Origin of the sequence: Nonomuraea endophytica (genome assembly GCF_014203235.1) — a bacterium.
Lineage (GTDB): Bacteria > Actinomycetota > Actinomycetes > Streptosporangiales > Streptosporangiaceae > Nonomuraea > Nonomuraea endophytica.
Window position 1 is genome coordinate 127,867 of the sequence record NZ_JACHIN010000016.1, and the last position, 19,764, is coordinate 147,630.

Sequence of the window (19,764 nt, forward strand, 5' to 3'; positions counted from 1 at the left end):
TACAGGGCCCCTCGGCCGGGAAAAGGAAAGGTCAGGCGCTGTGGAGTGGCGGGGCGCGGGCGGGATTGGCGCGCGGGCGCTCGGCCGCGGGCACGTGGTGGTCGCCGCCGGTGCGGGCGAGGCCGCGCGCGAGCCGTACCTCATGAGCTCTGGACGGAGGTACGGCCAGCCCGCCGGACCCATGATGCGAACCGGTGTCGGCGGTGACCTTCGGCTTGCCCGGCTGGGGCACCGCCTGCCGGTGGCCGCTCTGGTCGGGCGGGGCGGCGGTGACCTGGGCGGAGATGGCCAGCGTGTGCTGCGCCGGCAGGCCGCCACCCAGGAAGAGCGTGGACAGCACAAGGAGGACGGCGGCGGACAACCGGCTCCTCATGCGTTCACCGTACCCCGGACCGGGTAGCGGGGAGCCCGTGAGACTGACTTACACGAGCGACCTCTGGTACAAGAACGCGGTCATCTACTGCCTGGACGTGGAGACGTTCAAGGACGGGAACGGCGACGGCGTGGGCGACTTCCGCGGGCTCACCCAGCAGATCGACTACCTGGCCGGGCTCGGGGTGACGTGCCTGTGGCTGATGCCGTTCTTCCCGACGCCGAACCGGGACGACGGCTACGACGTGACCGACTTCTACACCGTCGATCCCCGGCTGGGGACGCTCGGCGACTTCGTGGAGTTCATGCGCACGGCCAAGGACCGCGGCCTGCGGGTCATCGCCGACCTCGTGATCAACCACACCTCGGATCAGCATCCCTGGTTCGCCGACTCGCGCTCGGGCCGGGACGCGCGCCTGCGCGACTGGTACGTCTGGTCGGACGAGCCCGAGCCCGACGACCCGAAGCAGATCGTCTTCCCGGACAAGGAGGACAGCGTCTGGGAGTGGGACGAGGGCTCCGGGCAGTACTACCTGCACAGCTTCTACCGCCACCAGCCGGACCTGAACGTGGCCAACCCGGAGGTGCGCGACGAGATCGTGCGGGTGCTCGGTTTCTGGATGGAGCTCGGGCTGTCGGGGTTCCGGGTGGACGCGGTGCCGTTCGTGATCGAGAACGTCGCGCCCAAGCTGGCCGATCCGCACGAGTTCCTGGCCGACCTGCGGGCCTTCATGAGCCGCAGGGAGGGCGGCTCGATCCTGCTCGGCGAGGTCAACGTGCCCTACCCCGAGCTGGTGCCCTACTTCGGGTCGGGCCTGGGCGACCAGCTGACGATGTGCTTCGACTTCATCGGCATGCAGCGGACCTGGCTGGCGCTGGCCAGATCCGAGGCCGCGCCCATCGCCGAGGCGCTGCGCGAGCGTCCCCGGCCGCCCAAGGACTGCCAGTGGTCGGTGTTCCTGCGCAACCACGACGAGCTGACCCTCGACAAGCTGACCGAGGACGAGCGGCAGGAGGTCTTCGCGGCGTTCGGCCCCGACGAGGACATGCAGATCTTCGGCCGCGGCCTGCGACGGCGGCTGCCGGCCATGCTCGGCGGCGACATGCGCCGGATCAAGATGGCCTACAGCCTGATGTTCTCCCTGCCCGGCACGCCGGTGCTCTTCTACGGCGAGGAGATCGGCATGGGGGAGGACCTCGCGGCCGAGGGCAGGATGGCGGTGCGCACCCCGATGCAGTGGTCGGCCGAGGGCGGCTTCTCGCCCGCCGAGCCGGTGCGCGAGATCCCCGACGGCGCGTTCAGACCGGAGCGCGTCAACGTGGCCGACCAGAAGCGCGACGCCGGGTCGCTGCTGCGCTGGATCCAGCTGCTCATCGAGCGCTACCGGGAGTGCCCGGAACTTGCCTGGGGCGAGTGCACGGTGCTGGAGTCCGGGCATGCGGCGGTCTTCGCGCACCGCTGCGACGCCGACGACGCCACGGTCGTGGTCGCCCACAACCTCTGCGACAGCGCCGCCGACATCCGGCTCCAGCTCGACGGGCTGGAGAACTACCTGCTCACCGACCTCCTGACGGACGGCACGCTGGAGGTCTCCGGCAAGGGGCTGGCGGAGATCCCCATGGACCCGCACGGGTGCCGGTGGTTCCGCGCCGCGCCGCGCGAGGTCCCGCCGGAGGACGCCTCGGTCATGGCGCAATGAGTAGGGGCTACTCATGCGGGGTTGGCGTTCCGGGCGCAAGCTCCAGGCATGGCAAAGATGTCCGTGAGCAAGGAATTCCTGCGCCTTCTGCGCCGGCGCGACGAGTACGCGCCCGCACGAAAGATGTTCGCCGAGGCTTATGGTCCCGACCCGAGCCCCACCCTGGCCAAGATGGTCACCGAGGCCAACGCGGCCTACATCGTCAACCGGGTCATGTTCGCCGAGGACCGCAAAGAGGCCATGGCCGAGGTGTCCGCGTACGTGACGGAGATCATCGACGACTGGTGCGGCACCCCGCCGAGGATCAAGTTCCCGCCGATCCCGTGGCCGGTCACCGGCCTGCCCTCGCTGTCCCAGCCGACGCTCGTCGAGATACGCAAGATGCGGCTGGAGCCCGCCGACTACGTGGAGGCCGCCATCGTCTACCAGGCGGTCAGCGACGACCTGGCGGGTGAGGCTCCCGAGCTCGCCGACCAGGTGTCGGCGATGGCCCAGGAGATGGCCGCCTTCGGCACGTCGCACATCGACATCTGCGTGCACGTGGTGGTCTGACCGGCCTGGGGTGCGGCCGGGCGGCGGAGGAGGGGGCCGCCCGGCCGTACCGGCTAGGAGAGTTCTTCGAAAAGGGTCAGCTGTAGTCCGGCGGGGCCCTCCAGGCGGGAGTTCAGGGATTCCCAGGGGGTTCTGGTCGGTTCGGCGATGAGTGTGGCGCCGGCGTCGGTCAGCTCGCGGGTGACGGCCGTCGAGTCGTCCACCTCGAAGGCGACCCTGATGTGCCCGGCCACCCGCTTGCCCACCTCGACCTGGTCGATGAAGTCCGCCTGGGCGGGGTCGGCGATCTCCAGTGTGGCGCGGCCGGCCTCCAGGATGGTCACGCGGCCGTCCGGTGAGGAGTAGGCGGCGCGTTCGGGCAGGCCGAGCGCGTCGCGGTAGAAACGCACCGCTTCCTCGTAGTCCTCGGCGGTCACGACAAGTCGCAATTCACGTACCTTCATGGGTCAAAGGTAAGACGGACCGGTCACCCGGTGGCGGAAGGTCCACCACACCCACGCCTGCGAGCCCACCAGGAACGGGATCAGGACCAGGATCACCGGCGTCAGCCAGGCGTTCGCCGCCTCCAGATGCAGGCCGGAACCGGCCAGGATGCCGATCGTCGCCAGCGCGCCGGCGGTCAGCGCGTACGTGCGCAGCTCGCCGTCACCGGGGGAGAGCACCCTGGCCCGATCCCGCAGCGTGCCCGTCAGCCGCAGCGAGGCGAAGGCCAGCCCGTGCGTGCCGAACAGCGCCGCCACCGCCAGCGCGGGCAGGATCGCGGCCGGCCAGGAGATGTTCAGCAGCAGCCCGCTCAGCAGCGTGCCCCAGGCCAGCGCCAGTCCCCAGCTCCCCGCCACGATCGCGCCGTCCCAGAACGCCTGCCAGCGGGCCCCCGGCACCCGTCCGCGCAGCCACAGGCCCATGTCGCGGACGATCCACGCGGTCAGCAGCCCCACCACCGCCAGGAAGCCGGGCCCGCCCATCAGCTCGCCCTCCACGTGCGGGAACAGGCCCGCCAGCACGCCGCCCGTCGCCACCAGCCACACCTCGTTGCCGAGGAAGAAGGGCGCGATCGCGGCGATCACCTCACGCCGCTCTCCGAGGTCCCTTCCCAGGTACGGCAGCAGCATCCCGACCCCGATGTCGGCCCCGGCCAGGATCAGGTAGCCGATGGCGAAGAAGCCCAGAATGAAGATCTCCATGATCGCGTCCTCTCAGAAGGTCAGGGCGGGCTGGACCACGGGAGCCTGCTCGACGGCCCCGAGCGCGGCGGCGTCCGGCCCCCGGCGGGCCTGACGGGCCAGCAGCCAGTAGTTGAGCAGGATCAGCACCCCGAACAGGCTCGTGAACACGATCAGCGAAGTGAGCATCTGCCCCGCGCTCACCGGCGAGACCGCGTCCGAGGTCTTCAGCAGCCCGTACACGGCCCACGGCTGCCGTCCCATCTCGCGGAAGATCCACCCGGCGATCATCGTGACGAACGGCACCGGGATCATCAGCGTCAGCATCCAGTGCCAGAGCCGGAACCCGCGTACCACCGGCCGGATCAGCATGAACAGGAAGCTCGCCGCAGAGAAGAACAACATCACCGCGAACAGGATCATCATCGTCATGCCCGCTCCCTGCACCCACCCGATCGGCGGCAGATAGTCGCCGGGCCCGAACCGCGCGACCATGTCGGCCTGCGCGCGGGCCATGTTCTCGGCCGAACCCGACCAGACGGCCGCCTTCGCCGGCTGCAGCGTCTCGAAGCCCAGCCCGCCGAAGATCGCGGTGAACAGCGTCGCGGGCAGCGCCACCGCGACGCCGATCCGCAGCGACTTGCGGAAGAAGTCCTGCTCGGTGGTACGCCGCCGCAGGTGGTAGGCGCTCACCCCGGCCATGAAGAACCCGCCCACGACCATCGCCCCGCCCAGCACGTGCCCGAACGCCACCAGGGCCGCCGGGTTGGCCACCAGCGCGCCGAAGTCGGCCAGCTCCATCACGCCGCCGGTCATCCGGTAGCCGACCGGGTTCTGCAGGAAGCCGTTGGTGATCAGGATCCAGAACGCCGACGCGTACGCGGTCAGCGTCACCACCCAGATCAGCGCCAGGTGCGCCCAGCGGTTCAGCCGGTTCCAGCCGAAGATCCACAGCCCCAGGAACGTCGACTCGATGAAGAACGCCACCAGCGTCTCGATCGCCAGCGAGGCGCCGAACACGTTGCCGGCGAAGTCCGTCAGCCCGCTCCACGACAGGCCGAACTGGAACTCCATCACGATGCCGGTGACGATGCCCATCGCGTAGTTGATGATGTAGAGCTGGCCCCAGAACCGCGTCATCCGCATGTGGACCGGGCTGCGCGTCAGCGTCGCCCTGGTCTGGATCACCGCCACCAGCGTGGCCAGGCCGAGTGTCAGGGCGACGAACAGGAAATGCGCCCCTGCCGTGAGGGCGAACTGCAGCCGGGCGAGCTCAACGGTGTCCATGCCAAGGACGATCCCGGTACGGTCACCGTCCCGGCGTCATGCTCCGGCGGGCACCTGACCCGCAACTTTCACCGTCCCGCCGGGCACCGGCGTACATCTCAGGGAGTAAGCCACCCCGGCGTGATCATGCCCGCCTCGTAGGCCAGCACCACGAGCTGGGCGCGGTCGCGCAGGCGCAGCTTGGTCATGATGCGGCTGACGTGCGTCTTCGCGGTCGCCGGGCTGAGCACCAGCTTCTCGGCGATCTCGTCGTTGGACAGGCCCGCGGCCACCAGCACCATCACCTCGCGCTCCCGCTCGGTCAGCGCGTTGAGCTCGGGACCCGGCTCGGGACGCTTGACCCGCCCGGCGAACTCGGCGATCAACCGGCGTGTGACCGACGGCGCGATGAGCGCGTCACCCCTGGCCACGACCCTGACCGCGTGGATGAGCTCGGCCGGTTCCGTGTCCTTGACCAGGAAGCCGCTGGCGCCGGCCTTGAGCGCGCCGTAGACGTAGTCGTCCAGGTCGAACGTGGTCAGGATGATCACCTTCACGCCGTCCAGCCGGGGGTCGGAGACGATCTGGCTGGTGGCCTCCAGGCCGTCGAGCTCGGGCATGCGGATGTCCATGAGCACGACGTCGGGGCGCAGCTCGCGGGCCTTGGCGACGGCGTGCGTGCCGTTCGCCGCCTCGCCGACCACCTCGATGTCGTCCTCGTCGGTCAGAATCGACCGGAACCCGGCCCTGACCAGGTTCTGGTCATCGGCGAGCAGTGCGCGGATCATCGCTTTCCGTCCTGTGCGTGAGTGTCCTGGGCGGAGCCGTTCCGCTGAGGTGGGGTGGTGATGGGGAGGGTGGCGACGACCGCGAAGCCGCGGCCTGGGCGGGGGCCGACGTCCAGGGTGCCGCCCAGTGCGGTGGCGCGCTCGCGCATGCCCTGCACGCCGAAGCCGCCGCCGTCTGTGTAGACGGCGCCCGGTCCGTCGTCCTCCACCTTGACCACGATGTTTCCGGAGGTGCGGGTGATGGTGAGGGTCGCCTGGTCTGTCCCGGAATGGCGGGTGACGTTGGTCAGCGACTCCTGGATGATGCGGGTGGCGGCCAGATCCACCTGCGCGGGCAGCCCCGACACCTCGCCCGAGACCGTCGCCACCACCTTCAGCCCCGAACGTTTCACCAGCTCGTCAAGGCGGTCCAGGCTGTCGGCCGGGGCGGTGGGGGCCTGCTCGTCCACCTGCCGCAGGACCCCCAGCGTGGTTCTGAGCTGCCTGAGCGTGTCCTTGCTGGTGTCCTTGATCGTGCGCAGCGCGCTCTCGGCGTCCTCCGGCCGCTTCTTCAGCCCGTGGAGCGCCGCCCCGGCCTGCACGTTGATCAGGGAGATGTTGTGTCCCAGGACGTCGTGGAGCTCACGGGCGATGCGCAGGCGTTCCTCGGTCTCGCGGCGCCTGGCCTCTTCTTCCTTGGTGTGCTCGGCGTCGAGGGCGCGTTGCTCGGCCTCCTGCTGGAAGGCCCGCCGGTTCTTGGTCACCCCGCCGAACGCGATGGCCGCCACCACCCAGCCGCCGATCATCACGAACTGCGAGTCGTCCACGTGCCGGGACTCGCCCAGCTCCCCGATCCCCATCCCGAGCACGGAGGCGGCGCCGGTGGCTATCGCCGCGATCAGGTGCCCCTGGTCGGCCGCGCTGTACAGAGCGACCAGGAAGATCAGCAGCAGCGGGCCGTCGAGGCGGGCGTACGGATAGTAGAGCGCCGTGCACACCGCGGTCACCAGCAGCGCGGCCACCGGGAAGCGGCGCCGCAGCAGCAGGGCGCCGCAGGCGATCGCGGGCAGCACCAGGTCGAGCGCGTTGGGCGCCACCTCGGGACGCATGCGGCCGGTGAGCACGGTCCCCGCGATCAGCGCCGCGATCACCGCGATCGACGACCACGTACTCGGCTGCAACCTGGGCATACGCCCATTGTGTACGGCTTCGCCGTCTGGTGGGTAAGTGAGGGGAATGACCATCAAGGATGAACTCCAGCAGGTAGACGATGATCTGGCCAAGTTGCGCCAGACGGCGCTGGAACTGCGGGAGCAGATCGGGGACATGGGAGCGACCGACCAGGTCGAGCGCTCCCAGCTGCTGGAGATGGCCGACGGCCAGGACCGGCTGATCGTGGAACTGCAGGGACGACGCGACGATCTCGCCCGCCGCCTGCAACAGGAGACAAGCTAGAACGCCCACCACTCCACCAGCCCGGGACCAGCCCACCGGAAAACCGCCCCAGAGGCCGGGTAAGGGGGCAGCGCACGCCACAGGACCTGGCGGCAAGGCCAGGTCGGGGCAGCAGGCGGCGAGGGCTGGGGGAGCCAGGGCAGGGCATGCCGGAGGACCTGGCGGCAAGGCCAGGTCAGGGGCAGGAGGGGGCCGGGGGCGAGGTCAGGGCAGCAAGGGGAGGGGCGGCTGGGCTGGGGGTTGGCCCGCTTGTGGGAGCTGGGGCGGGCCGGTTCAGGGGGCGGGTTACGGGTGGACGGGGGCCTCGGCGTGGGGGTTGCGGAGGGGGGCGCCGACCTCGTGCAGGTGGCGGAGGGCCTGGCCGTAGGACTCGACGAGGCCGGTCGTCAGGTAGTCCACGCCGATCTCGGCGCAGTAGCGCTCGACGATGGGCTGGGCGTGCCGCAGGTTGACCGCCGGCATGTTCGGGAAGAGGTGGTGCTCGATCTGGTAGTTGAGCTGGCCGGTCGCGATGTCGGTGAACCAGCCGCCGTGGACGTTGCGGGAGGTCAGCACCTGCTTGCGCAGAAAGTCGAGCTTGTCGTCGCTGGTCAGGATCGGCATGCCCTTGTGGTTGGGGGCGAAGGTGCAGCCGAGGTAGATGCCGAAGACGCCCTGGTGGATCACGAGGAAGAGCAGGGCCTTGCCGACCGGCAGGATGGTGAAGATCAGGCCGAGGTACCAGGCGCAGTGGGCCAGGAGCAGCGTCAGCTCCATGGCGCGGTTGCGCATCCCGGGCTTGGTCAGCGCCTTGAAGCTGGCGATGTGGAGGTGCCAGGCCTCCAGCGTGAGCAGCGGAAAGAACCAGTAAGCCTGATACTTCGCGATAAAACGGGGCAAGCCGCTGCTGCGTTCCACTTGCTCCGTCGACCAGACGATCACCGCGGGCGAGACGTCGGGATCGTGGTCCTCGTGGTTGGGGTTGGCGTGGTGCCGGTTGTGTTTGTCGGTCCACCACGCCCAGCCGAGGCCGACGCCGAGGTTGCCGATCAGCCGTCCGGCGATCTCGCTGGGCTTCCTGGTCCTGAACACCTGCCGGTGCCCCAGGTCATGGGCCAGGAACCCGATCTGGGTGAAGACCAGCGCGAGCAGGACGGCTACTCCCATCTGCCACCATGAGTCGCCGACCCAAACGAACAGGGCCCACCCGCCGAAAAAGGCGATGCCCACCAGGCTGCCCCGTACGGCGTAGTACACGAGTCGACGGTCGAGCAGACCGGCTTCCGTGATCTTGCGAGCCAAGCGCGCGAAGTCGCTTCCTCTGATCTCTGTAGTCACGCCCCAACAGTGTCCTATTCACGGCACATAGGGAAGATCATCGCCGGTCGGACCGTGTTTCCGCAGCTAGAGTTCCGATGCGCGCGCGTTGGCGGTCGTATGTTTTCGCGGCGGTGGCGGGTGAAATCGACCGGCCTGAGACGGGGTCAGAGCTCATCGGCGCGGGCCAGGAGGGCGAGCCGTTCCGACTCGCTGTGGGTGCTCTCCGCGGCCTGCCGGAACAGTACGGCCGCGCGTTCCCGGTCGCCCGCGCGCGCCGTCAGGTCGGCCTCGGCCGCGACCAGCAGCGGGTAGTCGGCCAGCGCCCCTCCCGACCGCAGCCCGGCCAGCAGGGCCAGGCCAGCCTCCGGCCCGAAGGCGTATCCGTGCGCCACCGCCCGGTTGAGCTCGATGACCGGGCTCGGCCGCAGTCGTACCAGATCGTCATAGCAGGCGGCGATCAGCGGCCAGTCGGTCTCGTCGAGGGACGGGGCCGTGGCGTGGCAGGCGGCGATCCGGGCCTGCAGCGTGTAGGGGCCCTGGTGCCGGAGCCTGGACAGGATGTCGGTGGCCTCGTGGATCGCGAGGTGGTCCCAGCGGGTGCGGTCCTGCCGGTCGAGGGGGACGAGGCGGCCTTCCCGGTCGCGGCGGACGGTGCGCCGCGAGTGCTGCAGGAGGAACAGCGCGAGCAGCGCCGCCGCCTCCGGTTGTTCCGGCATCAGGCCGGTCAGCAGCCGGGCCAGCCGGATCGCCTCCTCGGCGAAGGCCGGTTCCCCGTCGGCGTTGTAGCCCTGCGTGAACAGCAGGTAGAGCACCGCGAGCACTCCGGGCAGCCGCTCGCCCAACGCCGCCCCCGTGGGCACCCGATAGGGGATGCCCGCCTCCGAGATCTTGGTCTTCGCCCTGGTCAGCCGTCTGGTCATGGTCGACTCGCCGACCAGGAAGGCCCGCGCGATGTCGCCCGTCGGCACCGCGCAGATCGTCCGCAGCGTCAGCGCCACCCGCGCCTCCAGCGCCAGCGCCGGATGGCAGCAGGTGAAGATCAGCCGCAACCGGTCGTCCACGACCTCCTCCTGAGGCTCGTCGGTGGCGGCGGTCAGCGCGAGCACCGCCAGCTCCCGCAGCTTGCGGCGTTCGACGGTGGCCCGCCGCAGCACGTCCAGCGCGCGGTTGCGGGCCACCGTCATCAGCCAGCCGCCAGGATTGTCGGGTACGCCCTCACTGGGCCAGCGCCCCAACGCCATGGCCAGCGCCTCCTGCGCACTGTCCTCGGCCAGAGTCCAGTCGCCGGTGATCCGGATCAGCGCCGCGACGATCCGCGGGTACGCCTCGACGGCGGCCTCCGAAGCGGCGCGAGCGGCGGCGTCGTCCATCAGAGGTCGATCAGCGGCCGGATCTCCAGGCGGCCGTTGCGTGCCATCGGGTGGGCGCGGGCGACCTCGATCGCCTCGTCGAGATCGGCGCACTCCAGCAGGTCGAACCCGACGATGACCTCCTTGGTCTCGGCGAACGGCCCGTCGGAGACCAGCAGCTGCCCGTCGCGCACCCGCACGGTGGTCGCGCTGGCCGGCGGCGCGAGCGCGGAGCCGTCCAGGCGCCGTCCGGCCCCGTCGTTCTCCGCCACCCACACCTCGATGTCGGGCTCGGGGGTGGTGTCGGTGTCGGGCTCGGTGTCGCTGCAGACGAACATCATGTACTTCATCGTTGGCCTCCTTGGTGTGACTTCACCATGGTGACGATCGGCGGCAGCCGTACCGGACAAGGGGCGGGAAGATTCTCTTCTTTCACGCCGCGGCCTGCAGCCGGCGGTAGTGATGGGTGTCCCAGATGGCGACCACGATCAGGATGACCAGGGAGCCGGTGCTCAGGAGCAGCGGCGGCACGACGGGCACCAGGATGGCCAGCACGGCCAACACGCACAGCGCGCCGATCGCCGTCAGGCGGGGCAGCGAGAACGTCCCGAAGACGATGTACTTGAACCAGGTGTGACCGGCGAGGTAAAGGGCGGGCCCGCCCAGCGCCGTCAGCACGGTCACCACCTCGGCGTGGCCACCGGGATGGGCGATGACCAGTTCGTCGCCGACGGCCGAGACGATGATCCCGAGCACCATCGGGATGTGCGCGTAGGTATAGGCGGACCGGCCCAGCCTGCCCGGATCGTCGGAGGACTCGATGCGTTCGGCGGCCAGGTCGGCGGCCGTGTCGAAGTACACCCACCACATGGCGACGCTGCCCAGCAGGCAGATCGTGAACGCGGCCAGCGTCAGCGCGTCCGGCGTGGCCCGGGCCAGCGTGGCGCCGGTGACCAGGATCGACTCGCCGAGGGCGATGATGATGAACAGCTGGCACCGCTCGGCCATGTGCGCGCCGTTGATCTGCCAGTCGTGGGTGGACGAGCGGCCGATGACCGGGGTGGGGAAGCGGATCATCGGCGCGCCGTAGTCGAGCAGCAGCGCGATGATCCACAGCGCCACCTGGGCGGCCCCGCCCAGCCAGGCGCCGGTGATCCAGAACACCGCGGAGATCAGGAACCAGAAACAGACCCCGATGAAGACCTTCTGGAGCCGGTGGCCCGCGGTGGCCCAGATGACCACGGCCGTCCTGCCGCACTGGATCGCCACATAGGCCAGCGCGAACCACATCGCCCGGTCCCCGAACGCCTCGGGCACCGACGCGGCCATGATCAGGCTGGCCAGCATGAGCCCGGCGAGCATGATGCGGATGACCGGGTGGTTGGGGTCGCAGTAGTTGGTGGTCCACGTCGTGTACATCCAGGCCCACCACACCGCGAGCGTCAGGAACAGCGCCTGCGCGGCGCTGCCGAACGTCGGGTGGGCCAGCAGCAGGTGCGACAGCTGGGTGATGGCGAAGACGAAGACGAGGTCGAAGAAGAGCTCGAAGGGGGCGACCCTGGGGCCCTCGGCGCCGTGGTTCCTGATGGCTCTCATCACGGGCCTTCCACAGCAGTGAACAGCGGGAACATGCGGGACACCTTAGTGACAGCGGCTGACAGAGCCATGACAGAGGGCCGCGGGAGGGTGTCCGGCATGAGAAACGTACTGATCGTGGGCGCCGGGCCGACGGGACTGACCCTGGCCGTCGAGCTGGCCCGCCGCGGGCTGGACTTCCGCATCGTCGAGAAGTCGGCCGCCCATCCGGCCGGGGTGCGGGGGAAGGGGCTGCAGCCGCGGACCCTGGAGGTCTTCGACGATCTCGGGGTGGTCGAGGAGGTCCTGGCCAGCGGTTCCACCTATCCGCCGATCCGCAGCTGGGCCGATGGGGAGGTGGTCTGGGAGGGGCGGATGAGCGAGATCAGGCAGGCTTCGGCGGCGGTGCCGTACCCGAACCTGATCATGCAGCCGCAGTGGCGGACGGAGCGGATCCTGCGCGAGCGGCTGGCCCAGTTCGGGCACGAGGTCGAGCTGGGCACCGAGCTGGTCGGGTTCGAGCAGGACGAGGAGGGCGTGACGGCCACGCTGGGCGGGGGCGAGCGGGAGCGGTTCGGCTACCTGGTGGGCGCGGACGGGGGCAAGAGCTTCGTGCGAGGGCACCTCGGCGTCGGCTTCGCGGGGGAGACGTTCGACAGCGAGCGGATGCTGGTGGCCGACGTCCGCGCGAAAGGCATGGATGGCGAGCACTGGCATGTCTGGGGGGACATAACGAAGAAGGTGCTGAACTACAGCCTGTGCCCGATTCCCGGCACCGACGTCTTCCAGTTCACCGCGCCGGGCGCGACGGAGTTTCCCGAGATCGTCGAGGAGGTGCTCTGGCAGTCGGAGTACCGCGTCAACATCAGGATGGCCGAGCGCTTCCGCGTGGGCCGGGTGTTCCTGGCGGGCGACGCGGCACACGTGCACTCCCCGGCGGGCGGCCAGGGGCTCAACACCGGCGTCCAGGACGCCTACAACCTCGGCTGGAAGCTCGCCGTCGGCGACGACGCCCTGCTCGACACCTACGCGTTCGAGCGGATGGCCGTCGCCGAGCACGTGCTCGGGCTCAGCACCAGGCTGCTGCGCACCGGCGACCTCAAGCGCGACGAGGAGACCCAGCAGCTCAACCTGGCCTACCTCGACTCGCCGCTCTCGCGCGGGCCGCGCGGCGGCGAACGGTTCGGCGCGCTGTTCGAGGAGCAGCGCGGGCCGCACTTCCTGCTGCTCGCCAACACCAGTCAGGGGTACGGCGAAGCCGTCCGCGTCCACCCGCCCCAGGAGGGACAGGAAGGCGTGATCCTGGTCCGCCCCGATGGATACGTCGGCTATCACGGGGAGGAGAGCGGGCTCAGCGCGTACCTCTCGGGGTTCGGCATCGCCGCGCCCGCCGCCGCCTCCTCGTGACGGCCGGACAGGCCGAGCTCGGCGAGCAGCCGCCGCGTGACGGCCGGGATGTCACGCAGCGCACCGGCGGCACCGGCGATCCGGGCGACGACCCCGGGCTCGGCGGTGGCCGACAGCGCGCGAGCGGCGGCCTCCAGGACGGTCGCCCGCACCGGCCGGTCGTCGCCGCCCTCCATGAGCTCCAGCGCCCGGCGTAGCGGCGGTCCCGGCTCGGCGACCCGGGCCAGCTCGACGTTGACCAGCGCCTCCAGCTGCGGCGGCACCGGCGTGGTCGCGGCCAGCGCGAGCGCCTCGCGCAGCAGGGCGCGGGCCCGCGCGTCGTCGCCGGAAAGCCTGGCCAGCTCGCCCTTGGCGTGCAGGACACGGACGATGCCGAGCGGGTCGTCAGCCTTGTGCGCCGCCTCCCACGCCCGGTCGGCCACGGCGGCGGCACCGTCGAGGTCGCCGGAACGGGCCCGGAGCTGGGCGAGCCGTACCAGGAACATGAGGGGGCCGGGCAGCGCCTCCAGCCCGCCGATCTCGGCGGCGGGCCGCTCGGAGCGCTCGGCGAACTCCAGCGCGGCCGCGTAGTCGCCGCGGTTCTCCGCGGCCAGCGAGAGCCAGTAGAGCGCGAACGCCAGCCCCCAGCGGTCACCCACGGCGCGGAAACCGTCCAGCGCGGGCACCAGGAGCTCCTCCGCCTGGCCCGACCGGCCGTACTCGAAGCGCACGATTCCGGCCATGAGCCGCGCCGCCGCCCGCGTCCACGGATCGGGATGGCCGGACAGGCGCGCCACGGCCGACTCGGCCAGCTCGACCACGCCGCCCGGCGGGCCGAGCCGGTCGGTCAGCGCCCACGCGGCCAGCGCCGCGGGATGGTCGGCGGCCCGCACCACGGCGGAGGGCGGCCGCCCGGCGATCACCTCGGCCAGCCCGTACGCCAGCTCGCCGTCGGCGGGGCTGCTGCGGCGCAGCACCTCGGCGGCGCGTTCGCGGGCCTCGCGCCGCCGCCCGCGCATCACCCACGGCCACACCCGGGCCAGGAACAGCCGCAGCGGCTCCCGGGTGTGCTCCAGCGCGGCGTCCAGGTTGGCCTGCTCGGCGTCGAGCACCGCCAGCGTGCTCACCTGCTCACCCGTCCTGAGGTACGGCTCGCAGCGCTCGGCCAGCTCGGTGTAGTAGCAAGCATGCGCGTCCAGGGGCGGCTCGCCGCTCTCCCCGGCGTAGCGCCTGATCGTCTCCAGCATCGTGTAACGCTCACCGGACAGCCCCACCAGCGACTTGTCCACCAGTGACGACAGCGTCGCGACGTCAGCCCCGCACACCCGCAGCGCCGCCTCCAGCGTGGCTCCTCCGGCGAACACCGACAGCCCGCGCAGCAGCTCCCGCTCGGGCTCGTCGAGCAGTTCCCAGCTCCAGTCGATCACCGCGCGGAGCGTGCGGTGCCGAGGCTGCGCGGTACGCCCGCCGCGGAAGCTCAGCCGATCGCCCAGCTGCCCGACCAGCACCGAGACCGGCATCGTCCGCAGCCGGGCGGCGGCCAGCTCGATCGCCAGCGGGATGCCGTCCAGCTCGGCGCAGATGCGCGCGACGTCGGTCCGGTCGCCGGGACCGATGGCGCCCGGCCTGGCCGCGGCGGCCCGCTCGCCGAACAGCGCGACCGCGGCTTGGTCGTCCAGGGGCGCGACGGGATGGGTGCTCTCTCCGGAGATGTCCAAGGGCTCGCGGCTGGTGGCGATGATCCGCAGGTCGGGCACCTCGGTGAGCAGCCATTCCGCGACCCGCGCGGCCTCCTCGACCACGTGCTCGCAGTTGTCCAGCACGAGCACCGATCCGGTGCCGCGCAAGGCGGTGACCGGGTCGGCGGTCTTCAACGCCCGCCCCAGAGCGGCCCGCACATCTGAGCCGGGGGTCGCGAGTTCGACCAGCCGTACGCGCCGGAACCCCGATGCCGTCTCCAGCGCCAGCCGGGTCTTGCCGACGCCGCCGGGGCCGGTCAGCGTCACCAGCCGGTGCCCGCCCGCCAGCAGCGCGCGCAGCCGTTCGAGGTCCTCCGCGCGGCCGACGAAGCCGGTCAGTGGGGTCGGCAGGTGTTGTTCCTCGCCGGGCTCGGTGTCCCGCAGGGCCGCCAGGTGCGCTTCCTTGAGCTCGGGCCCGGGGTCGGCGCCGAGCGTCTCGTCCAGCAGGGTTTTGACGCGCTCGTAGGCGGCCAGCGCCTCGGCCCGGCGGCCCCGGCCGGCCAGGGCGCGTACCAGCAGGGCGTGGAACGGCTCGCGCAGCGGATGCGCGGCGACCAGCCCTTCCAGCTCGGCCAGCACGTCCGCGGTGTCTTCTGTCAGGTCGTCGGCGATGCGGGTGGCCAGGGCTTGCAGGCGGAGTTCGTCCAGGCGGGCGGTGGGTGGGGTGGCGAACGGCAGGCCCTCGGCGGCGGCGAGGGGGCGGCCGCGCCAGAGGCCGAGCGCGGCGCGGGCCTGGCCGGTGCGGACGAGGCGCTCGAAGACCCACACGTCCACCTGGTCGGCGGGCAGGTCGAGCAGGTAGCCGGACGGGTGGGAGGCGATCAGGCCGGGCGCCTCGCGGCGGGCGCGGGAGACCAGCGACTGCAGCGCGGCCTGCGGGTGCGCGGGCGGGTCGTCCGGCCACAGGTCGGCGGCGAGCCGGTCGGCGCTCACCACGCGGCCCGGGTCGAGCGCCAGCCTGACGATCAGCGACCGCACCCGCGCGCCGCCGACCTCGGCCCCGGACACCAGCAGCGGCCCGAGCATCGCGATCCGCACCCGCCCACTTTAGCGATCAGGCGAATCCATGACCTTCTGCCCCATGCGGTAGACGGCCAGCGGGCGGCAGAGCGTGGTGACGTCGGCCAGCGGGTCGCCCGCCACGACCAGCAGGTCGGCGTCGAACCCGGGCGCGATCCGGCCCTTCCTGGCGCCGACCCGGCAGACGCCGGCCGCCACCGAGGTGACGGCGCGCAGCACGTCCAGCGGCGCGTACCCGGCGTCGACCAGCATCTGCACGCCGTGCGGCACCAGGCCGTGCGGCTTGATCGGGGCGATGCCCGCGTCGCTGCCGATCACGAACGTCACCCCGGCCGCGTACATGGTCCTGAGCACCTCGATCATCTTCGGCAGGCGGGCCAGGATCTCGGGCGGCGGGGCCACGCCGGGCACCGGCACGATGCCGGCGGTCAGCGAGACCACGACCGGCGAGTCGGCCAGCGCGGCGATGAGGCGCGGATCGGGCTCGACGCCGTTCTCGGTCCAGAAGCCGCAGTGCTCGATCGTGTCGAAGCCGGCCTGCAGCGCCTCGGCGATGCCCTGCGGGCTGTGGGCGTGGGCGGCGACGGGCAGGCCGAAGGCGTGGGCCTCGTCCACGGCGGCCTTCAGCTCGGCGGGGCCGTACTGCATGAGGTGGGGTGCCGAGCCCTCGGTCAGCTGGCCGCCGGTGACCATCACCTTGATCACATGGGCGCCGCGCGCGGCCCGCTCGCGTACGGCGGCGCGGATCGCGGCCTCGCCGTCGGCCTGGCCGCCGAGCCACCAGCAGTGGCCGCCGGAGGTGGTGATGGGCGGGCCTGAGGCCAGGATCTCCGGGCCTTCCGTGCTGGTCAGGCCGAGGCCGAGCGCCAGGTAGTCGCGGTCGCCGAGGTCGCGCACGGTCGTGACGCCGGCGGCCAGGTGCTGACGGGCGGCCTGGCGCATGCGGGCGGCCAGGTCGGGCCGGTCGAGGTGCGCGACGGGGTCCGTGCTGGCGTCGAAGGCCAGGTGGACGTGGCAGTCGATCAACCCCGGCAGCAGCGTGGCCGGGCCGAGGTCGAGGTCGGCGGGCCCGGGGCCGGTGATCGCGGCGATCCGGCCGTCGTGGATGGTGACCACCCGGTCTTCGTACAGGTCCTGGCCATCGAACAGGCGGCGCGCACGCATGGTGAACATGCCGTCACCATGGCACCGCGCACGCCGCCTGACCTGAGTACCCCTTACTCAACCGTCGGCGGCGCCGGCTTCTCGTCGGTCCAGCCGGAGGCGAGCACGTTCTCGATCCGGTCGCCCTTGCCCGGCATGCCGGTGACCTGGTACGACTTCACCATCGAGGTGTCCGGGTCGATGATCACCCGGACCTGGGTGGGCTGGGAGTCCTGCAGGCGGAACTCGATCGCGGTCCCCGAGTTCTCGACGCCTTCCACGATCTTCACGTGCGGCATGCCGGCCAGCGCCCGGTAGGCGGTGGCGCGGACGTCCGGCGAGACCGGCAGCTCGTACAGGAGCGACACCAGCAAGGCGGCGGCGGTGCCGTCCTCGACGCGGGTCACGTCCGCCGGCCGATCGCCGTCGGCCGGGCGGTTGACGTTGGCCAGGAAGCGCTCGTTCATCCACGCGGTGAGCTGCCCCGGGTCGGTGGGCAGCTTCTCCAGTTCGGCGAGGCTCACCTTGCCGTCCGCCACGTAGAACGTCCGCGGGCCCTTGCCCTTGACCAGCGTGGGCTTGTCCGGCGGCGGGAAGCCCCATGAGGTGGGGGAGCCGTTCTCCTTCCAGGCCGCCTCGTCCAACGGCCGGACGGGCAGCCTGACGGAGCCGTGCCAGCTCTGGCCCTCCTTGTCGGTCCAGGTCTCGGAGATGTTCGAGGACTCCAGGCGGTAGCGGCTGCCAGGCTTGCCGTACTCCTTGGCCCAGCGCATCGTGTACTTCCGCTTGACGTGCCAGAACCGGCCGTCGGGCGCCTTCTCCGCCTGCGCGGCCGCGGCCAGCAGCACTGGCTGTCCCATTACCGTCGGCGCCTTGCCCGGCTCGGCGGGCAGCATGCCCGGCGCCACCACCACCGCGCCGGTGGCCACCGCGAGCGCCGCCAGCCCGAGCTTCCAGGGAACCCTGCGCCGGGCCCCCGCCCGCAGGCGCGCGGCCACCCTGGCCTTGGCGAACGGGTCGGAGTGCGGTTCGCCATACAGCTCGCGCACCCGCGTCAGGTCATCCATGGTCGCCCTCCATCGGGTTGGCGCCGCCCAGCACGGCGCGGAGCTTGGTGCGGGCACGGCTCAGCCGCGAGCCGACCGTGCCGTAGGAGACGCCGAGCGCGTCGGCGACCTCCTGGTGGGTGAGCCCGGCCAGCGCGACCAGCAGCAGCACGTCGCGCTCGCCCCTGCCGAGCGCGGCGATGGCCGCGGCGAGCGCGGGCCGCAGACTCTGGGCGCTGACCGAGGAGGTCACGCGCTCCTCATGGCCTGGGGAGTCGGGTGCGGCGCCGTGGCGGTTGAGGGCGCGAAGGGCTCTGATCTCGGTACGGCGGTGCTTGCCCACCAGGTTGGTGGCGATGCCGTACAGCCAGGAGCGCAGGGCCGCCCGGCCCGGGTCGAAGCGGGCCCGCTTGCGGAAGGCGGTCAGGAACGTCTCGGCGACCACGTCGTCGGCATGGTCGGGGCCGAGCCGCTGGGCCACGTAGCGGTGTATCTCGGGGAAGTAGGTGTCGAAGACCGCGTCGAAGTCGTCCAGCGACGCCTCGGGCGGTTTTTCGACGTGAGTGGCTGCCATGCTGAGTATCACCCGATGTGCGGGATCGCTTTCCCTTGTGGCTTCAGGAGAATACGCGGGACTTCAGTGCGGGGAAGCGCTGGACCGTGCGCAGGAAGGTCTTGAATCCCGTTCTGGCCAGCCGGTTGCCGCCGACGAACTGCTTGGCCGCCTTGAGCGAGTCGCGCACGGCGGCGAAGCCGTACCCGCGCATCTGCTTCTCGTATGTGGCGATGGCGGCGAGCTCGTCACCGTCGCCGGTCAGCGCGAGGCAGAGCAGGCGGGCGTCACGCAGCGCGGTGTTGGCGCCGATGCCGCGCATCGGGGTCATGCTGTGGATGGCGTCGCCGAGCAGGGTGATGTTGCTCGCCGGCCAGGCCTCGATCGGGATCGAGGTGCGGATCGGGAGCAGGGAGACGGTGTCGGGGTGGGAACGTTCGATCATGGTGCGCAGGTCGGGGTGCCAGCCGGAGATCATGTCGCTGACCGCTGCCTGGAGCTCCGGGCCCGGCAGGTCGGCGACGTCGGCGGGGAAGCGGCCTTCGGCGGCGCCGACGGCCCACAGGATGTAGCTCGCGGTGTTGTCCATGAGCGCGCCGTCCTGCTCGGTGGCGCCGATGCCCTCGGCCGGGGCGGCGCCGTCGAGGTCGTGCGGCGCGCAGAACAGGCCGATGCCCTGGGGCGGGATGACGTTGTTCGGGCCGTCGGTGAGCCGGCGGGCGAGCAGGCCGCGGGTCTCGTCGGTCAGCAGGAACTTCCCGGCCACGGTGGTGATGCCGGTGTCGACGCGTTCCGCGTGCGGGAGGTACTGCTTGCGCACCCGTGAGTTGCCGCCGTCGGCCGCGACCACGATGTCGGCCACGGCGGTGTCGCCGTCGGCGAAGTGGAGGCGGACCCGGCCGTCGGGCAGCCGTTCGTAACGCTCGTAGGTCTTGCCGAACCGCACCACGTCCTCCAGGTCGGCCAGCAGGACCTGCCGGAGCGTGATGCGGCTGACCGAGTGGTGGTCGTCGGCGGGGTCGGCGGCCTCGGGCGTCTCGATCAGCGCCAGCACGTCGAGTTGTTCGGTCAGGAAGCCGAAGTCCTGGCCGCTGGTGCCGGTGGTGTCGAGGAAGGCCCGCCACAGCTCGGGCGGCAGGCAGTCGTGCAGGGCGTGGGCGCCGTGCGGGTCGATGTGCACCCGGTAGCCCTGGAGGCGGGCGGCGGGTGTGCGGTCCCGTTCGTAGACGGTGACCTGGACTCCGGCCTTGTGCAGCCCCTGGGCCAGGCAGAGCCCGCCGATGCCGCCGCCGATGATCGCCACGTGCTTCTTCGTCGTCATGCCGCTCACTATCAACCGCATGGATGATTCTGTCAACCATCCGGATGGATGATAGTGT

Annotated in this window: 19 protein-coding genes; 4 read left to right on the plus strand and 15 right to left on the minus strand. The window is 71.3% G+C overall.

Translation table 11 applies throughout. The annotated features are described in order from the left end of the window. Positions 1-31 precede the first annotated feature (31 nt). A complete protein-coding gene (locus HNR40_RS43210; RefSeq protein WP_184972181.1) occupies positions 32-373 on the minus strand; it encodes a hypothetical protein in 342 nt (113 codons plus the stop codon). A gap of 37 nt (positions 374-410) precedes the next feature. Here HNR40_RS43210 and HNR40_RS43215 point away from each other — a divergent pair, with 37 nt between their 5' ends. Both HNR40_RS43215 and HNR40_RS43220 read left to right on the plus strand, forming a co-directional pair. Continuing rightward, positions 411-2,072 carry an alpha-amylase family protein gene (locus tag HNR40_RS43215; protein ID WP_184972182.1) on the plus strand — a complete coding sequence of 554 codons (1,662 nt, stop codon included), beginning with the start codon at positions 411-413 and terminating at the stop codon, positions 2,070-2,072. Between the two features lie 48 nt (positions 2,073-2,120). Further along, positions 2,121-2,624, plus strand: coding sequence for a hypothetical protein (locus HNR40_RS43220; RefSeq protein WP_184972184.1), 504 nt, complete (start codon positions 2,121-2,123; stop codon positions 2,622-2,624). 53 nt (positions 2,625-2,677) lie between these two features. Here HNR40_RS43220 and HNR40_RS43225 read toward each other — a convergent pair whose 3' ends face one another. The 5 genes from HNR40_RS43225 to HNR40_RS43245 form a co-directional block, all read right to left on the minus strand. Next, on the minus strand, positions 2,678-3,067 hold the full coding sequence (locus tag HNR40_RS43225) for a VOC family protein (RefSeq protein WP_184972186.1): 390 nt from the start codon (positions 3,065-3,067) through the stop codon (positions 2,678-2,680). Positions 3,068-3,070: 3 nt separating this feature from the next. Next, positions 3,071-3,808 carry a cytochrome d ubiquinol oxidase subunit II gene (locus HNR40_RS43230; protein WP_184972188.1) on the minus strand — a complete coding sequence of 246 codons (738 nt, stop codon included), beginning with the start codon at positions 3,806-3,808 and terminating at the stop codon, positions 3,071-3,073. Between the two features lie 12 nt (positions 3,809-3,820). Next, positions 3,821-5,074, minus strand: a complete 1,254-nt coding sequence (locus tag HNR40_RS43235) for a cytochrome ubiquinol oxidase subunit I (RefSeq protein ID WP_184972190.1) — start codon at positions 5,072-5,074, stop codon at positions 3,821-3,823. A gap of 98 nt (positions 5,075-5,172) precedes the next feature. After that, a complete protein-coding gene (locus HNR40_RS43240) occupies positions 5,173-5,841 on the minus strand; it encodes a response regulator (protein ID WP_184972192.1) in 669 nt (222 codons plus the stop codon). Beyond that, positions 5,838-7,010 (minus strand): sensor histidine kinase, encoded by a 1,173-nt coding sequence (locus HNR40_RS43245; protein WP_184972194.1) that lies wholly within the window; start codon positions 7,008-7,010, stop codon positions 5,838-5,840. The genes HNR40_RS43240 and HNR40_RS43245 overlap by 4 nt, the downstream gene beginning before the upstream one ends. A 46-nt stretch (positions 7,011-7,056) precedes the next feature. Between HNR40_RS43245 and HNR40_RS43250 the strand changes: the two genes are divergently transcribed. Next, entirely contained in the window at positions 7,057-7,275 is a 219-nt protein-coding gene (locus HNR40_RS43250; protein WP_184972196.1) for a hypothetical protein, read from the plus strand. 285 nt (positions 7,276-7,560) lie between these two features. On the opposite strand, the gene HNR40_RS43255 is transcribed toward HNR40_RS43250, so the two are convergent. The 4 genes from HNR40_RS43255 to HNR40_RS43270 form a co-directional block, all read right to left on the minus strand. Beyond that, on the minus strand, positions 7,561-8,592 hold the full coding sequence (locus HNR40_RS43255) for a fatty acid desaturase family protein (RefSeq protein WP_184972197.1): 1,032 nt from the start codon (positions 8,590-8,592) through the stop codon (positions 7,561-7,563). Between the two features lie 146 nt (positions 8,593-8,738). Then, complete coding sequence (locus HNR40_RS43260) at positions 8,739-9,944, minus strand: RNA polymerase sigma factor (protein ID WP_184972199.1); 1,206 nt, start codon at positions 9,942-9,944, stop codon at positions 8,739-8,741. After that, positions 9,944-10,273 (minus strand): YciI family protein, encoded by a 330-nt coding sequence (locus tag HNR40_RS43265; RefSeq protein ID WP_184972201.1) that lies wholly within the window; start codon positions 10,271-10,273, stop codon positions 9,944-9,946. The genes HNR40_RS43260 and HNR40_RS43265 overlap by 1 nt, the downstream gene beginning before the upstream one ends. An 82-nt stretch (positions 10,274-10,355) precedes the next feature. After that, positions 10,356-11,519 (minus strand): low temperature requirement protein A, encoded by a 1,164-nt coding sequence (locus HNR40_RS43270; RefSeq protein WP_184972203.1) that lies wholly within the window; start codon positions 11,517-11,519, stop codon positions 10,356-10,358. Positions 11,520-11,618: 99 nt separating this feature from the next. Here HNR40_RS43270 and HNR40_RS43275 point away from each other — a divergent pair, with 99 nt between their 5' ends. Then, positions 11,619-12,905 carry an FAD-dependent monooxygenase gene (locus tag HNR40_RS43275; protein ID WP_184972205.1) on the plus strand — a complete coding sequence of 429 codons (1,287 nt, stop codon included), beginning with the start codon at positions 11,619-11,621 and terminating at the stop codon, positions 12,903-12,905. Here HNR40_RS43275 and HNR40_RS43280 read toward each other — a convergent pair. From HNR40_RS43280 to HNR40_RS43300, 5 genes are read right to left on the minus strand one after another with little or no spacing between them, the layout of a single operon-like run. Next, positions 12,830-15,661 (minus strand): ATP-binding protein, encoded by a 2,832-nt coding sequence (locus HNR40_RS43280; protein WP_184972206.1) that lies wholly within the window; start codon positions 15,659-15,661, stop codon positions 12,830-12,832. The two genes, HNR40_RS43275 and HNR40_RS43280, sit on opposite strands and share 76 nt — an antisense overlap. 9 nt (positions 15,662-15,670) lie before the next feature. Beyond that, on the minus strand, positions 15,671-16,816 hold the full coding sequence (locus HNR40_RS43285) for an amidohydrolase family protein (protein ID WP_184972208.1): 1,146 nt from the start codon (positions 16,814-16,816) through the stop codon (positions 15,671-15,673). 44 nt (positions 16,817-16,860) lie between these two features. Continuing rightward, positions 16,861-17,853, minus strand: a complete 993-nt coding sequence (locus HNR40_RS43290; RefSeq protein ID WP_184972210.1) for a CU044_5270 family protein — start codon at positions 17,851-17,853, stop codon at positions 16,861-16,863. Then, positions 17,846-18,406, minus strand: coding sequence for an RNA polymerase sigma factor (locus tag HNR40_RS43295; RefSeq protein WP_184972212.1), 561 nt, complete (start codon positions 18,404-18,406; stop codon positions 17,846-17,848). Before HNR40_RS43295 ends, HNR40_RS43290 begins: the two co-directional genes overlap by 8 nt. Positions 18,407-18,449: 43 nt before the next feature. After that, a complete protein-coding gene (locus HNR40_RS43300; protein ID WP_221341539.1) occupies positions 18,450-19,706 on the minus strand; it encodes an FAD-dependent oxidoreductase in 1,257 nt (418 codons plus the stop codon). Positions 19,707-19,764 lie beyond the last annotated feature (58 nt).